The organism is Xanthomonas sp. 10-10, from assembly GCF_040182365.1.
Classification (GTDB): domain Bacteria; phylum Pseudomonadota; class Gammaproteobacteria; order Xanthomonadales; family Xanthomonadaceae; genus Xanthomonas; species Xanthomonas arboricola_F.
The window spans coordinates 2488418-2503230 of record NZ_CP144460.1; the positions used below are offsets into that span (position 1 = coordinate 2488418).

16 protein-coding genes are annotated in these 14813 nt (G+C 62.9%); all 16 read right to left on the reverse strand.

Features of this window, described 5'->3' with window-relative positions; genetic code table 11:
* Positions 1 to 246: 246 nt before the first annotated feature.
* The 16 genes from VZ068_RS10470 to VZ068_RS10545 all read right to left on the reverse strand — a co-directional run bounded on the left by VZ068_RS10470 (position 247) and on the right by VZ068_RS10545 (position 14497).
* Positions 247 to 864: an acetyltransferase gene (locus VZ068_RS10470; RefSeq protein WP_349657582.1), complete on the reverse strand. Its 618-nt coding sequence runs from the start codon at positions 862 to 864 to the stop codon at positions 247 to 249.
* Entirely contained in the window at positions 861 to 1991 is a 1131-nt protein-coding gene (locus VZ068_RS10475; RefSeq protein ID WP_349657583.1) for an aromatic ring-hydroxylating dioxygenase subunit alpha, read from the reverse strand. The genes VZ068_RS10470 and VZ068_RS10475 overlap by 4 nt, the downstream gene beginning before the upstream one ends.
* Positions 1992 to 2031: 40 nt before the next feature.
* A complete protein-coding gene (locus VZ068_RS10480) occupies positions 2032 to 2679 on the reverse strand; it encodes an acetyltransferase (RefSeq protein WP_349657584.1) in 648 nt (215 codons plus the stop codon).
* Positions 2680 to 2693: 14 nt separating this feature from the next.
* Positions 2694 to 3461, reverse strand: a complete 768-nt coding sequence (locus tag VZ068_RS10485) for an SDR family oxidoreductase (protein ID WP_349657585.1) — start codon at positions 3459 to 3461, stop codon at positions 2694 to 2696.
* Between the two features lie 46 nt (positions 3462 to 3507).
* Positions 3508 to 4548 (reverse strand): ketoacyl-ACP synthase III, encoded by a 1041-nt coding sequence (locus VZ068_RS10490; protein ID WP_349657586.1) that lies wholly within the window; start codon positions 4546 to 4548, stop codon positions 3508 to 3510.
* A 5-nt stretch (positions 4549 to 4553) separates the two neighbouring features.
* On the reverse strand, positions 4554 to 4778 hold the full coding sequence (locus VZ068_RS10495; RefSeq protein WP_054319002.1) for an acyl carrier protein: 225 nt from the start codon (positions 4776 to 4778) through the stop codon (positions 4554 to 4556).
* Between the two features lie 64 nt (positions 4779 to 4842).
* The gene (locus tag VZ068_RS10500) at positions 4843 to 5952 is read right to left on the reverse strand and encodes a DegT/DnrJ/EryC1/StrS family aminotransferase (protein WP_259168044.1); all 1110 of its coding nucleotides are present in this window, start codon (positions 5950 to 5952) and stop codon (positions 4843 to 4845) included.
* A 116-nt stretch (positions 5953 to 6068) separates the two neighbouring features.
* Positions 6069 to 7553, reverse strand: a complete 1485-nt coding sequence (locus VZ068_RS10505) for a sigma-54 dependent transcriptional regulator (RefSeq protein ID WP_259150119.1) — start codon at positions 7551 to 7553, stop codon at positions 6069 to 6071.
* Entirely contained in the window at positions 7546 to 7929 is a 384-nt protein-coding gene (locus tag VZ068_RS10510) for a response regulator transcription factor (protein WP_005997154.1), read from the reverse strand. Before VZ068_RS10510 ends, VZ068_RS10505 begins: the two co-directional genes overlap by 8 nt.
* Before the next feature lie 8 nt (positions 7930 to 7937).
* Positions 7938 to 9341 carry an RNA polymerase factor sigma-54 gene (gene rpoN, locus VZ068_RS10515; protein ID WP_349657587.1) on the reverse strand — a complete coding sequence of 468 codons (1404 nt, stop codon included), beginning with the start codon at positions 9339 to 9341 and terminating at the stop codon, positions 7938 to 7940.
* Between the two features lie 253 nt (positions 9342 to 9594).
* Positions 9595 to 10227 carry a response regulator transcription factor gene (locus VZ068_RS10520; RefSeq protein WP_003482986.1) on the reverse strand — a complete coding sequence of 211 codons (633 nt, stop codon included), beginning with the start codon at positions 10225 to 10227 and terminating at the stop codon, positions 9595 to 9597.
* A 70-nt stretch (positions 10228 to 10297) separates the two neighbouring features.
* A complete protein-coding gene (locus tag VZ068_RS10525; RefSeq protein ID WP_259168040.1) occupies positions 10298 to 10870 on the reverse strand; it encodes a PilZ domain-containing protein in 573 nt (190 codons plus the stop codon).
* Positions 10870 to 11163 carry a hypothetical protein gene (locus VZ068_RS10530; RefSeq protein ID WP_259168038.1) on the reverse strand — a complete coding sequence of 98 codons (294 nt, stop codon included), beginning with the start codon at positions 11161 to 11163 and terminating at the stop codon, positions 10870 to 10872. The genes VZ068_RS10525 and VZ068_RS10530 overlap by 1 nt, the downstream gene beginning before the upstream one ends.
* Positions 11164 to 11171: 8 nt before the next feature.
* A complete protein-coding gene (gene fliS / locus VZ068_RS10535; RefSeq protein WP_046964184.1) occupies positions 11172 to 11585 on the reverse strand; it encodes a flagellar export chaperone FliS in 414 nt (137 codons plus the stop codon).
* A gap of 151 nt (positions 11586 to 11736) precedes the next feature.
* Positions 11737 to 13062 carry a flagellar filament capping protein FliD gene (gene fliD / locus VZ068_RS10540; protein ID WP_259149953.1) on the reverse strand — a complete coding sequence of 442 codons (1326 nt, stop codon included), beginning with the start codon at positions 13060 to 13062 and terminating at the stop codon, positions 11737 to 11739.
* Between the two features lie 235 nt (positions 13063 to 13297).
* Complete coding sequence (locus tag VZ068_RS10545) at positions 13298 to 14497, reverse strand: flagellin (RefSeq protein ID WP_349657588.1); 1200 nt, start codon at positions 14495 to 14497, stop codon at positions 13298 to 13300.
* Positions 14498 to 14813 lie beyond the last annotated feature (316 nt).

Genomic DNA, 14813 nt, shown 5'->3' on the forward strand with positions numbered 1-14813 from the left:
GTGCAGCGTAGCGACAGCAGAATGTATCGGTGTCCAGAACTTTGTCCAAGCAGACCGTTGAGCGACTGGGGCGCGAACTTGTACCGAGCTGAGTGGTCTGGCGGGATGGGGTCAATCTTCAGGGTGATCACGCACTCACCACGATCGAGTGCGAAATCGCGGTCAATCAAACCGATGCCATTGCTCCTTCTGTTCGCCTTCATGCCGGCGCGCGATCGTGAAAAAATACAGTCGACGTGTCATTTGCTACCGCAATATGTGTGCGCCGTCCGGCATCAGTGCGTCAAAAAACGAGCGGTCGGGCAATGTCGGCGGCAGCTTTGCGCCAAGCAACCACTCGCAGTTCTTGCCGACCTTGCTCCCCGGGGCGGCGAAACTACCGGCTCCAAGCGTGGAGCCTGATCCTATATGCACATGATCGGCCAGGATGACGCCTGCGCGCAGGCTCACGCAGGTTCCAAGCCTGACGTCATGGTCCAGAATGACTTGCCGATCCAGCCAGCTGCCCATGCCAACGACACACCCCTTGGCAATATTGCAGCCGGCGCCGACAAAGACATTACCCATCAAGCGCACGCTGTTTTCGACGATGGCGCTTGGCGACACCAGGTTGTAGGTGCGATACCCGGCCAGCCTGACATCTGCGATCAGTTTCTGACGTGCGAAATTGACCGCACGCTCGTCGAGCGCCACAAACACCTCGACCTCTTCAGGGCTGTACGCGCTGCAGAGCAGGTCACGGTCGAAGTTGTGGGCATCGGCACTAGGCAACGCAATACGCACACACCCGGGCAGAAGCTGTTCTGCAAGTTCAAAGGCCTCTTCGAGCGCTCGTCCATGCCCTGCAACGACGCGTAAGGTCACTGTTGCTCTCCCAGCACATGCGTGCGGTACCAAAGATGCTGTTTGACCAGATGTTCTTCGTAATCACCATGTATAAACTGTCGTGATTGTGGGCCGATCCCACTTTGCAGTGTCTCCAACACCACAGTGTCTTCCGCAATTACAGTGCGTTCAACGCGAATCAAGCTGCTCAGCAAGGCAGTGAAATTTGTGCGTTGCTCCTTGCGCCGAGCCGTCATCATCCATAGGTGGTAGTCGGTTTCACCTGGCGCGACTGGCTCGTATTGCTGCAGCAAAAAATGCTCGCCACGTACGCTGCAAAAGTTCACGTTGGGGTAGATAAACCAATTGTAGTAAATCTGTGCGCTTCCGTAGGTGTTGCAAAGTTCACGAAACCAGGACGTGTACTCCTGCAACGGTGCCCTGGTCGGATAACTAAGTGCGCTCAGCGCCGGCGCTCGGGCCTGTCGTAGTAGTTCCTTCACCATCGATGGCTCATCACTGGATGCGCCAGTCGATTTCACAGATGTGGTCATCGCCGGAAGGAACGTTTTTGGATGCACGAACGGAACATGGTTGTAGTCCTTAACGTTCTCCATGTTGAGCTTCCAGTTGTAGCGGACTCGGTGGCGGCTGTGGATGACCTGCGTGTCCAGGTGCGAGGACGCGTCGCGCAATTGGGCCAGATACGCCTCGGAAAACTGCTCCTGCAGCGCGATGGGGCGTTCGGACAGGTTGACGAACAGCAGTTGGCCCACTTCCTCGACATGCAGCTTGTGCAAACAGATGCGTGCACGTTCTTCGTCGTCGAATCGGAACAGGTCCTGATTCGGTATGGCGCGCAGTTCGCCCTCGGGGCCGAACGACCAAGCGTGGTAAGGACATACCATCGGTCGTTGGCCCGTATTGCTGGTCTGGATCGCGGAGAGCCTGTGCGGGCATTGATTGACGAAGGCGCGGATGCCGGCCGTCGTGCGTTGCACCAGCACCGGTACGCCAGCGATCGTTCGAGTGAAGAACTGGTTGCGCTCGCGTACCATCGAGCTGAAGCCGGCGAAGTTCCATAGCCGGCCAAAGATCCGTTCGCGCTCCAGTGCAAAGGTCTCAACGCTGGTGTAGTGCTGCGGGTCCAACGCGTGGCGGGTCATGCAGGCCACCATGTCGCGGCAACCGGCAGCATCGGCGGATTCATGCCTGCGCTCGCGGCTTGTTGAAAATCGAGCGAGCCGGGTTGCCGATTACGGTCTGGCCAGCAGGCACATCGTTGAACACCACCGAGCCCATGCCGACCACAGCACCTTCCCCAATGGTGATGCCGCGTGCGATCAACGCTCCAGTATTGATCACCGCACCGTTGCCGACGGTGACGTTGCCGGCCAGCACGGAGCGTGGCCCGATATGCACATAGTCTCCAATGATGACATCGTGCCCGATCAAGGTGTCCTGGTCTATGAAACCATATCCGCCGATGCGGCAGTCCACGCCGCAATTCACGTCGTAACCGAAGTAGGTAGGGCCGTAGATCGTGCGCGCGCCAAGTGTGCAGCGCGTGCGCACTGAAATGAACTGCGCACCTTTCGCCAACAGCGGCGCGACCTGCCGTTCCCGCATCGCGGGGTCGCCGACGGCGGCGACAAAAATCAGATCGGACGCCGGGACGAAGCTCTGTGGATCGCCAAGCCAGGGGTAATACAGCGCCGGCGAGACGGCGTCAGCGCCGCGTTCGTCGAGAAAACCGGCAATGATCCAATCGATCCCGTGGCTGTAATCCACCTGCAGCTGTGCAAGCACTTGTCGCCCTAGTCCGCCAGCGCCCACGATGACAACACGTTTCATGATCAGTTCCTTACTCAGCTGATGGTCAATCCGCCGTCCATCACCAGGCTGGTGCCGGTGATCCAACGGCTAGCGCCCGACAGCAGGAAAATAGCAGCGTTGGCCACGTCGTCAGGTTGCCCGAAGCCCAACGGATAGTTGTCGCGTTCTGCTTCCAGCGAGCCGACGACTTGCGCGGTGGCATCCAATAACGGTGTATCGACCAACGCAGGTGAGAGGCAATTGACGCGGATGCGGCGCTTGATGACTTCCATCGCAAGACAACGCGAATATGCGATCAGCGCCGCCTTGGAAGCAGAGTACGCGCCGACCCCAGCAACACCGATATGCGCGGCGATGGATGCAATGAACAGAATCGCGCCGTCGGCAGCAATCAGATTGCGCTTTAGGAGGGCCTGGGTAAGCAGCACCGGCGCATCGACATTGGTCGACTGCACCTCGCGCAGGTGCGCTTCGGTGACCATGCGTGCCGGACACAGCCGCGAGATGCCTGCGCTATGCACCACGCCTTGCAGTGATGCACTCAATGCCGCCACCAGCGCATCGCGCTCGGATGCAACGGTCAGATCGGCGAGCACGGCCTGGTGCGGCAGTTCCGAAATGGCTTGCAGCTCGCTCAACGTCGCTTCCAGACGCTGCGCGTCGCGTCCGGTAACGATCAGCTCGCTGCCCATACGTGCGCAACTTAACGCAATCGCTTTACCCAGCCCCGAACTGGCACCGCTCACCAGAACGCGCTTGCCGGTCAGGCTGAAGGGATTGAAAGGAACTTGATCGTTCACGTTTTGTCGTTGTCTGGTTGTTTTGAAAAAAGCACAAATTCCGAGCTCAGGTTTCGATCAAATCAGGAAACACCGCATCGTTGATGTCCAATATGCAGGTGCCCCACGACAGACCGATGCCGAAGCCACACAGCAGCACGCGCTTGGGGCCGGATTCCAGTTCCTTGTTGATGCGTGCGGTCATGGTCACCGGCAGCGAAGCGCCGCTGGTATTGCCGAAGTCGCGCAGCGTGGAAGGCACCTTCTCCACCGGCAGGCCGAGCTTTTTGCGGATGGTTTCGTTGATCATGCGGTTGGCCTGGTGGAACACGAAGTAATCGATGTCCTCCTTGGCCACGCCGGTGTAGTCGAGCAGTTTCTGCACTGCCGGCGGGATGCGCTGGGTGGAGAAACTCAGCACGGCCACGCCATCGAGTTGCAGATCCACACCGCGCTTCCACTGGCCATCTGCTTCCTCGCGGTAGGGTACAAGGTGCTGTATGCCGACCGGTTCGCGGTGTCCGCCTACCGGCAGGATGATCGCGCGATAGCCACTGCCATCGCTGTTGAGGTCGAAATGCATCGGCGGCGCGTCGGCTCTGAACTCCAACGCAGTGGCGGTGCCGGAATCGGAAAAGATCGGGTCTTCCAGATTGGCGCTGCGGTCGCCGACCAGCAGCAGGCCCTTCTTGACGCCGCCGGCGGCGATCATCGAGCCCAGCAGGTTGATGCCGAACGGGTAGGCCGAACAGCCCAGGTTAACGTCGAAGGCGACCGTGGCATGCGACAGCCCCAGTCGATCCTGCAGGATGATGGCGGTGGCCGGGATCGGATAATCCGGCGACTGGGTCACCACGATCAGCGCATCGATCTCCTCGCGCTTCCACTGCAGCTTCTCAAGCAGCACTTCGGTCGCATCGAAGGCCATGTCGGAGAAACACTGCCACTCCGAAGCCATGCGGCGCGTCTCGATGCCGATGTTGCGCACCAGGCGCTCGCGCTCGGAGCGGATCTGCGGCCGGCAGTCGGTGAGATTGGACACGACCCGCTTCGGCACGCAGGTCGCCATGCCGGCAAAGCGGACGTTGTGCAGCGTGGAGGTCGGCATGGTACTTACGCCTCGGTCAGTTTGTAGAGATCGCCGACGGTGACGGCTGCAGTGAGATCTTCGCCGGTGATGGTCTTGCTGTATTCCATGTCGAACATGACGATCACACCCAGCGCTGCCAGCGAGTCCCACTCCGGCAATTCCAGTAGCACGGTGTCCAGTGTGACCTCCACCGGCTCCTGGAAGTCGGTGGCGGAGAGGAAGTTCTCGATAAATGTTGCCTGGGTCATGCGAGCTCGCCTGGTTGCCTGTTGAAGAGATGGGAGTCTGAAATGCAGGTTCAGCGTGGTGCGATCATGTTGCCTTTGCGCCGGCGATCAGGTCGGCAATGGTATCGACCTGTTCGCTGGTCAAACCGGGAAAGATCGGCAGGCACAATACTTGGGCGGCCACCGAGCGCGCTACCGGCAGCCGCGCCGGTGCCGACGAGGGCAGGGCGCGATACATCGGGAAGTCGCTGATCAACGGATAGAAATACCGTCGTGCCAGGATGCCGTGCTCGCGCATCAATTGGTACAGCGCATCGCGCGCCAGCGGGTAGTCGTCCTGCACCAGGATCGGAAAATACGCATGATTGGCGCTGGAATGCTGCGGTGCTGCGACGCAGCGGATGCCACGCACCTCGCTCAATCGTTGCCGGTATTGCGCGTCGATGGCGCGGCGCTGCGCAATGGCCTCGTCGATATGCTTGAGCTGCAACAGGCCGAATGCCGCGCTGATTTCGTTCATTTTGCCGTTGATGCCCGGTGCCACCACCGTGGTTTCGTCGACGAAGCCGAAATTCTTCAGATGCCCGATGCGTTGGTAGGTTCTTTCGTCCGGGCACACGATGGCGCCGCCCTCGAAGGTGTTGAATACCTTGGTGGCATGAAAGCTCAACACGCTCAGGTCGCCGTGGCGCAGGATCGATCCGCCGGCATCGCGCACGCCAAACGCATGCGCTGCGTCGTAGATCACCTTGAGGTTGTAGATGTCGGCGATGCGGGTGATGGCAGTGGTATCGCACGCGGTGCCATAGCAATGCACCGGCATGATGGCGGTGGTCTGCGGGGTGATGGCCGCCTCGATCTTGGACGGGTCCATGTTGAGCGTCACCGGGTCGATATCCACGAATACCGGAGTGATGCTCTTCCACAGCAACGAGTGCGCCGTGGCCACGAAGGAGTAGGGGGTGGTGATGACTTCGCCGGTGATGCGCAGCGCCTGCAGGGCGGTGATCAACGCGGTAGTGCCGTTGGTCAGCAGGGCCAGATGCGGCACTCCCAGGTAGTCGCACAGCGCCTGCTCGAGCGCACGGTGCATCTCCCCCCCGTTGCTGACGATGCGACTGGTCCAGATCCGTTCCAGGTACGGCAGAAAGTCTTCCAGCGGCGGCAGCAGCGGACTGGTGACGGGGATGGGCATCAATGCCTCGCTGGGACGGTGGATGTCGGGGTTCCGCCGCAACCGGCGGTTGCGGACGGAGTGATCCTGTTGAAGCAAGCGCTATGCCAGCGGGCGCTGGCGGAGCGGTGGCCGGCTCAGTTCGCCAGCTCGGTCTGCTCGCGGTCGATGCCGTACTTGCGCAGCTTCTCCACCAGCGTGGTGCGGCGCAGGCCGAGTAACTGGGCTGCATGCGCAACCACCCCCTGGGTGCGTTCCAGCGCCTCGTTGATGAGGGCCAGCTCGATGTTGGCCATATGGCCACGCAGGTCGATGCCATCGTCGGGCAGGCTGGCAGCAGAGACCGGTTCGGCGTCGGCGGTCTTGGGTTGCAGCGTCACCACATTGCTAGGCAAGGCGTTGACGTCGGCAGGCGCCGCCACCAGGGCCGGCTCCGGCGGCAACTCGACCGGAATGGACGATGCGAAGTCGCCGCGATAGCGCGCCGGAAGGTCCTGTACGCGCACCAACCCACCCGGATGCAACACCGCCAGGCGCTCCACCAGGTTGGTCAGTTCGCGCACGTTGCCCGGCCAGTCGTAGCTGCGCAGCGCCTGCAGCGCCTCATCGGCAAAGCGCACTTCGCCGCGACCGGTACGCGCCAGCTGGCCGGCGATCGTCTGCACCAGGCTGGCAAGATCGTCGACGCGCTCGCGCAACGCCGGCATTTCGATCGGGAACACGTTGAGGCGATAGAACAGGTCCTCACGGAACTGCCCGTCGCTGATGCGGGTTTCCAGATTGCGGTGGGTGGCGGCGATCACGCGCACATTGCAGCGGATGGTCTGGCCGCCGCCAACACGCTCGAAACTGCGCTCCTGCAGCACGCGCAGCAACTTCACCTGCATCGGCAGGCTCATGTCGCCGATTTCGTCGAGCAGCAGGGTACCGCCCTCGGCCATTTCGAAGCGGCCCTTGCGGGTGGTCAGCGCACCGGTGAAGGCGCCTTTTTCGTGGCCGAACAGTTCGCTTTCCAGCAGGTCCGGCGGGATCGCGCCGCAGTTGATCGCCACGAACGGCCCATCACGGCGGGGCGAGTGCTGGTGGATGGCGCGCGCGACGACCTCCTTGCCGGTGCCCGATTCGCCCAGCACCAGCACCGTGGTGTCGAACGCTGCCACCTGGTCGATCAGCCGGCGCAGGCGGGTGACCGCCTCGCTGTTGCCGGTCGGCCCGGTGTCCTGTTGCACGCCGGCCTGGTGCTCGGCATCCAGGCGCTTGAGGCTTGCGCGGCGCAGCAGCGCTTCCAGCTGCGCGTGGCGCAGCGGCGTGTCCAGCGCCCAGACATTGGCTTCGTGCAGGCCATGGGTCTGCGCAAACGTGGTCGGGCTGCCTTCCATCAACAGTACCGGCGGCGGCAGCTTGGCATCGGCCAGCCAGTCGAAGAATTTGTCGGCCTGCGCGGCGTCCTGCGCCGAGCCCACCATCACCGCCATCCACTCATCGTGGCGGTGACGGCCAGGATTGATGTCGGCGCCGTCGGTGACCCAGCGGGGATTGAAGTCCATGAACTCGAGCAGCGAGACGGTGCGCTCGGCGCGCACGGCGTCACTGTCGATCAACAGAATGCGGGACTCACTCATTCCTGGCTCCTTCCGTCAGGCCCTCCAGGATTGGCATGACTTCCTGGATATAGGACAGCTTGCTGACAAAATTGTCAGCACCCGCGCGAAGAGCGTGTTCACGATGCTCGGCATCGTCGAAGTGGCTCGCGATGACAATATACGGCGGATCGTCCTGTGTCTTGATCAGACGCGTGGCCTGCAGGCCGCCCATCTCGGGCATGGCCAGATCCATCAACACGACATTGGGGCGCAGCGACTCAGAGCGCTCGATCGCTTCCAGTCCATTGGCGGCACTGCCCACGATGTTGAGCCACTCCACTTTGCGAAAATGACGCATCGCAGCGTTGATGAAGCCCTCGTGGTCGTCGACCAGCAGCACGGTGAGTTTGCTCATAGTAGTCCTTATCCCGCTCGCGCAAGCAGCGGTTTGTTGTTACGGCGGCGCTCGCGGGCCGGGGCGATGTCCAGTTGTTCGCGGTACTTGGCCACGGTCCGGCGCGCAATATTAACGCCCTGACGCGACAACAGGCCGGCGATGGCTTCGTCGGCCAGCGGGCGACCCGCCGGCTCGCTCTCGATCAAGCGACGCACCATGGCCTTGACCGCCTGGCCGGAGACACTGGCGCCTTCGAGCCGCACGGCGAAGAAATGCTTGAGTTCGAAGGTGCCACGCGGGGTTTGCAGGTATTTGCCGGTGGTGATGCGCGAAATGGTGGATTCGTGCATGCCGATCTCGTCGGCGATTTCCTTCAGGGTCAGCGGTGCCATCGCTTCTTCGCCGCGCGCCAGGAAGGCGGCCTGGCGTTCGACGATTGCACGCGTGGCGCGCAGCAGGGTTTCGTAGCGCATCGACAGGCCGCGGGTCAGCCAGCGCGCTTCCTGCAACATGTCGCGCAGCGGCTGTGCGGCATCGCCGGCCTCTGCCAGCGCGCGTTCGTGCACAGGGTTGATGCTGACGCGATGGGTGGTGGCCGGGTTCAACGCCACGCGCCAGCTGCCATCGGCATGCCAGGCGAGCACATCCGGAATCACGCTGGCGTTGCTTTCCTGCAGCAGGTCGTCGCCCGGACGCGGCTGCAGCGACAGGATCAGCCGCACCGCTTCGCGCGCATCGTCCACTTCGGCATCGTGCGCACGCGCCAGCAGCGCGTAGTCGTGGCTGGCCAGCAGATCCAGATCGCCGGCCAGGATGCGCGCGGCCAGATGACGGGCCGGCACGCGGCCGGGCAGGGCGCTCAACTGGGCTTGCAGGCATTCGCGCAGGTCGCAGGCGGCCAGGCCCGCCGGGTCGCCGTGCAACAGGCGGTGGCGGCTCGCTTCCACTGCCTCGACAGTCATACCCAGGCGCGTGGCGCCGAGCTGCTGCAGCGTCGACAGTGCCTCGGTCAGATACCCGGCATCGTCGGTCTGCTCCAACCAGAACGCGGCGGCCCCCAATGCGGCCTCGTCCAGGTCCAGCGCCAGTTCGCGCAGGATGCGCACATGCGGGTCGGTGGACTCGCCGGCGGCCACGCGCTGCATGCGGTCGTCGTCGCCGTCGTTCCAGCTACTGCTCTGCACGTCCCACATCGTGCTTTCCGGCAGCTCGTCGAAGGCGGCGACATCGCTGGCGCCATCGTCGTTGGTGGCGGCCTCGTCCCCGTTATCGGCCAGCTCTTCCAACTCCAGCAACGGATTGGTTTCCAGGGCGCGACGGATTTCCAGTTCCAACTGCATGCCGTCCAGTTGCAACAGACGGATCGACTGCAGCAGCTGCGGGGTGAGGTGCAGTTGCTGGCCAAGCTGGGCGGAAATGGTCGTCTTCATGGAAGCGCTTCCGAAGGGCGCTGCATGCAGCAGCGATGGAACGCATCTTGCAGGACAAAGCGACGGGTTTCTAATCAGGGAGTCAGGTGAGGTGGCTCATGATTTTCCTGACAGTGTGTCGGGAATCCCCTGACAGGATGGGCGAGCTCAAGCGTGCCTGACGGAATTCCGTCACTGTTTTCGTTGCGGCAGCCCTGTGCGGGCCGCGCCGGGTCCTTCGAGCCACCGATACGGCGATTGCGGCTGCAATCGCTCAGACCAGTTCGTTGTGATGCTTGGCGGCCAGCAGGACCAGGTCGTTGGCGCGACGGCAGCCCAGCGACTCCATCATGCGCGCGCGATGGGTCTCCACCGTCTTGACGCTGATGCCCAGGTCGGCGGCAATTTCCTTGTTGCTCTGGCCGCGACCGATCTCGCGCAGGATCTCGCGCTGGCGCGGCGACAGCGCCGCAATACCCACTGGTTTTTCGCGGCCCAGCATCGGCGCAATCATCTTGGACGAGATCTGCGGGCTCAGGAACACCTGGCCGGCAGCGGCAGCGCGCAGCGCCAGTTCCAGCTCCAGCGGCGCAGCGTCCTTGACCACGAAACCGACCGCGCCACGATCGAGCGCATCGCGCACATGCACCGGGTCGTCGTGCATCGACATCATCACCACATGGGTGCGTGGTGCGGCGCGCAGCACGTCGGTCATGGCGTCCAGACCGCTACGGCCAGGCAGGGACAGGTCCATCAGCACCAGATCCGGGCGATGCAGGGATGTCATGTCCAGGGCTTGTTGCGCGTTGCTGGCCTCACCGACGACATCGATGCCGGCAAAGGTTTGCAGCAGCCTGGACAGGCCTGCACGGACAAGGGTGTGATCGTCGACGATGATGACTCGCACGGCGCAGAAGAGACCTTTTTTCGGTATGGGGCACCTTAGCCGACCCGGCGCCCGGCGCCAACCATCGGGATCAGCGCTGGCGGCGGGCGTCGGCGATCTGACGGCGATGCAGACGAAACAGATGACGTTCCAGAGCCTCCTGCAACCCGGGTGAGAGTGGCGCGAACCGCAGCCAAAGCCACTGATCGTGACCATCGCCTGCGCTGGCCAGTACCTCGGCGGGAAGCTGTACCAATTCAGGAAGCCAGTCGGACGGTTGCAGGCAGACGCTGCCGGTCGTGCCCGGCACGTGGCTGGTTGCGCAATTCAGGCGGATCCCGCGGACCGACCAATGCACCATGGTCTGGATCAGGCCGCTGTCGCCCTGGCGCACCAGGCGGCCGATCAGCGCGAGCATCAGATCGAGCTTGGCATCCATCCGCTGCACCAGCAGCGGCAGTTCGCCACGGTCTTCGCTGCTCTCATCGCTACGCAGGTCTTCGACCTGGCCCAGGCTGCGCAGCAGCGTCTCTGCGGCACTGTGCGAGCCCGCATCGGCATCGGCACCGGCGCGGAAGCCGGCCGGCAGACGCAGTTCGCAACTGAGCGTGTCGGCAAACAGCTCGGCATCGGCGGAGGGCGCGAGTGTGCCGAGCGCGGTCATCAGATCCGTCCGACCCGGGCGTAGGCGCGGCTGGCCGACGAGGAGGTGCGCTGGGCGCGGATCAGATCCAGGAGCTTGCGGCGGCGTTCGAGCATCATCCGCATCAAATCCTGCTGCATCGTCTGCAAGGTCTGCAGCGCGTCGCGGTCCTGGCTCAGATCCGCGTGCTGCGCATACTCGCGCAAGTGCAGGTCGTGGCTGTCGAGCAGGAACGGCATCGCCTCGAAATCCTCTTGCGCCATGGCAAGGCGGAGGTCGGCGATTTCGGCTTGGAGGCTTTGCGCGCTGTGCATGGCTGGACTCAGGAAACCGCAGCGAGGCCGCGTTGTTCGAGGGGAATGGAGTTCCACGCCGAATCGATTTCGCTGAGCAGATCCAGCGCTTCGGTCAACGCGGTCTCGTCGTTGTGCAGGTTGGCAGCGGTCAGGCGCTGCATGACGTAGTCGTACAGGGCCGACAGGTTACCAGCGATTTCGCCACCGGCTTCGTGATCGAGCGAGCCGTTCAAATGACCGACGATCGCGCAGGCTTCGCCGATGGCCTTGCCCTTGCGTGCCTGGTCGCCCTGCACCATGCAGGCCTGGGCCAGGCGGATGCGCTGGCAGGCACCGGCGAACAACAGCGACACCAGCTTGTGCGGGTCGGCTTCGGTGACGCTGGTGGACACGCCGACCTTGCGGTATTGCTCGGCATACTGACGATTGGAACCGTACATGGATGACTCCCTCAATTGGCTGGCCTTCGCTGGTCCCGGAGCGGGGTGCTCCTGCGACAACGCTCCTGCCAAGAGGCAAGGCCGACATCACGATAGGTACTTCTTGTATCGGCAACATCGGCGTACGACTTGAGGACTGGCATCACGGAAATCAGCTTGTCAGCAGGCTGCTGAGCGAGCTGGTGCTGCTCTGCAGCTTGCTGATCATGGTTTCCATCGCGGTGAACTGCGCGGTGTAGCGATCGGAGAGCTTGGTCATGCGCGCGTCGAGGTCGTCCAGGTCGGACTCGTAGCCCTTGATGGTCTTGTTCAAGCTGTCCGAACGCAGGGTCAGGGTGCCATTGGTGGCGTTGACGTTGCTGTCCAGCAACTTGGTCATGGCCGAGCCGTATTTGCTGTCCTTGCCGAACACCTCGGCAGCGGCGCCGCCGTCGGCGGCGATGGCGGTGTCGAACTTGCCGCCGTCGAAGCTCATCACGCCATCCTTGTCGATGTTCAGGCCCAGCGCCTTGAGTTCGGTAAGGTTGCCACTGACCTGGCCGCGCAGTTGCTGCTGCAGGCTGCGCACCAGCGAGTCGCCTGTCAACGCCGCGGCGGTCTTGGTGGTGGCGTCGTAGGCGCTGCTCTTGGCCAGCAAGGTATTGGCGGTGTTGTAGGCGGCCGCGTAGGCGGTGAGGTTGGCCTTCAGGCCGCTGGTGTCGGCCGCAACGCCCAGGTTGACCTTGGTGCCTTCGGCGGCCTTGGTCAGGTTGAGCACCACGCCCGGCACGATGTCGCTGATGGTGTTGGAGCTGGACGTGCGCTCGAAGCCGTCCACGCGCACCAGCGCATCGGCGGCGGCCACGGTCTGGTTCAACCCGCCGGTGACGCCGGGGCCATAGGTGAGCCCGCTCAGGCTGGGGTCGCTGGCACTGACGGTCAATGCGCCCTTGGTGCCGGAGTCGACCGCGTTGAACACTAGGTGCTGGCCATCGTTGGCGGTCACCACGCTGGCAGTGACGCCCTTGCCGCCGGCGGCCTTGTTGATGGCGGCGGCGATGTCGGTGAGCTTGTCGGTGCCGCTGATGTCCACGGTGATGCTTTTGTCGCCGTAGCCAATGGTCAGCGTGCCGCTGCCGACGGTGGCATCGGCGGTGAACGCGCCGGAGGCGAGCTTTTGCGCGCTGGCCAGCGAGACCACTTCCACCGAGTAGTTGCCGGGAGCGGCCGAACTGGTGGTGGTGGCGGTAAAGCCGGCATCGGTGGGGACCGTGGCCTTGTAGGCGTTGGTATCGGCGCTGCTGACGACCTTGTCCAGCGCAGACTTGAGCGTGGTCATGCTGCTCTTGATCTGGCTGATGGCCGACAGCTGCGTGGTCGCTGCGGTGCCGGCCTTGTTGATGCGCGCCTGCTCCGGATCCTTCTGACGGGATACCAGGGTGGACACCACGGTGGGGATATCCAGCCCGGAGCTGGACGTACTGATCACCGATGCCATGTTGCATTCCTCGTCTGGGCATCCGGACAGCGGATGCATGGGATTACCAGACGGGTATCGGCCGCATCCGGGGGGACTTGAGCGGTGCCGATACGTCTGGCTGACCGCAACGCTGATGCAACTTCCGTGCCTGCCGCGTCAATCGCCCGGCGTCAAAAAATCCGCGCCCACAAAAAAGCCCCTCCGAAGAGGGGCTTTTGATTCGCTGCAAAGCGCTGCTGATGCCTCAGGCAGGTTACTGCAGCAGGCTCAGCACGTTCTGCGGAACCGACTTGGCCTGGGCCAGCATCGCGGTACCGGCCTGCTGCAGGATCTGCGTGCGGGTCAGTTCGGCGGTTTCCTTGGCGTAGTCGGTGTCGCGGATACGGCTACGCGAGGCCGACAGGTTTTCCGAGGTTGCGCTCAGGTTGGCGATGGTGGAGGTGAAGCGGTTCTGCACCGCACCCATGTCGGCGCGCGAGGAGTTGACCGCTGTCAGCGCCTTGTCGACGATTTCCAGGGCCTTCTGCGAGCCGGAGAACGTGGAGATATCCAGGCTGCTCAGGGTCGACGCGGTGGAGCCGGAAGCGGCCGAGGCGGTGGTGATGCCGGCGCCGACGGTGATGCCGGTGGCGCTGGAGGTACCGGCGGTCAGCGAGGTGAAGTCCTGGCCAGCCTTCAGCGATTCGATCTGCACCGTACCGTCGGTCTTGATCGAGGCGTACATGCCGGTCTGGTCCAGCTTGTCGTTGATGGCCGCAGCGACCTTCTTGTTCACGTCGGCAGCGGTGTCGCCGGAAGCGACCTTGACGTCGGCGATGGTGACGCTCTTGGCCGCGCCGCTGGCATCCTTGAACGACAGGCTGATGCCGCTGACCGAACCCGACGCGGTGGCGGTGCCGGTCACGCCAGCGCCGGAGACGGCGGCGGCGAAGTTGGCCTTGCCCAGCGAATCGACATTGGCGTCGACGATGCTGTTGATGCCGATGGTCTGGCCGGCGTCGGCGCCGACCTGGAACAGCGCGCCGGAGAAGTCGCCGTTCAACAGCTTGGTGCCGTTGAAGTTGGTCTGGTTGGCAACGCGGTCGATTTCGGCGGTGAGCTGCTTGACTTCCGAGTTCAGCGCGTCGCGGTCGGTGGCCGAGTTGGTGGCGTTGGACGACTGCACCGACAGCTCGCGGATACGCTGCAGGTTGCTGCCGATTTCGACCATTGCGCCTTCGGCGGTCTGGGCCAGCGAGATGCCGTCGTTGGCGTTGCGCGAGGCAACGTCAAGGCCGCGGATCTGCGTGGTGAAACGCTCGGAGATCGCCAGACCTGCGGCGTCGTCCTTGGCGCTGTTGATGCGCAGACCAGACGACAGACGCTGGATGCTCGTCGACATGCTGGCGCTGCTGGTGTTGAGGTTACGCTGAGCGTTCAGCGACATTACGTTGGTGTTGATTACCTGTGCCATTTTGATTTCTCCTAAGCGATTTTTCCGGCAAGGGGGACTTGCCCGGAGCCTCCGCAGGGGGGCCATCAAGTTGGCCGTTGCCGCTGCTGAGATGAATAACGGCGTTGCGTCGGGAACCTTTAGCGAAATCCAGTATTTTTTTACTGTTTTTCTGCTGCGGGACGAAATGCGTAAGCGTTGTGTATCAAGGGGTTTGGTTTATTCGGCAGCACCCCGTCAATCTTTAGCGTTGGTATAACTGTTCGAAAAATAAACTCCGTCCGCCTGCGCAAGTGCTCACGCGCAGGAGCGAAGAAAACGCAGGTTTTCTGCTGCA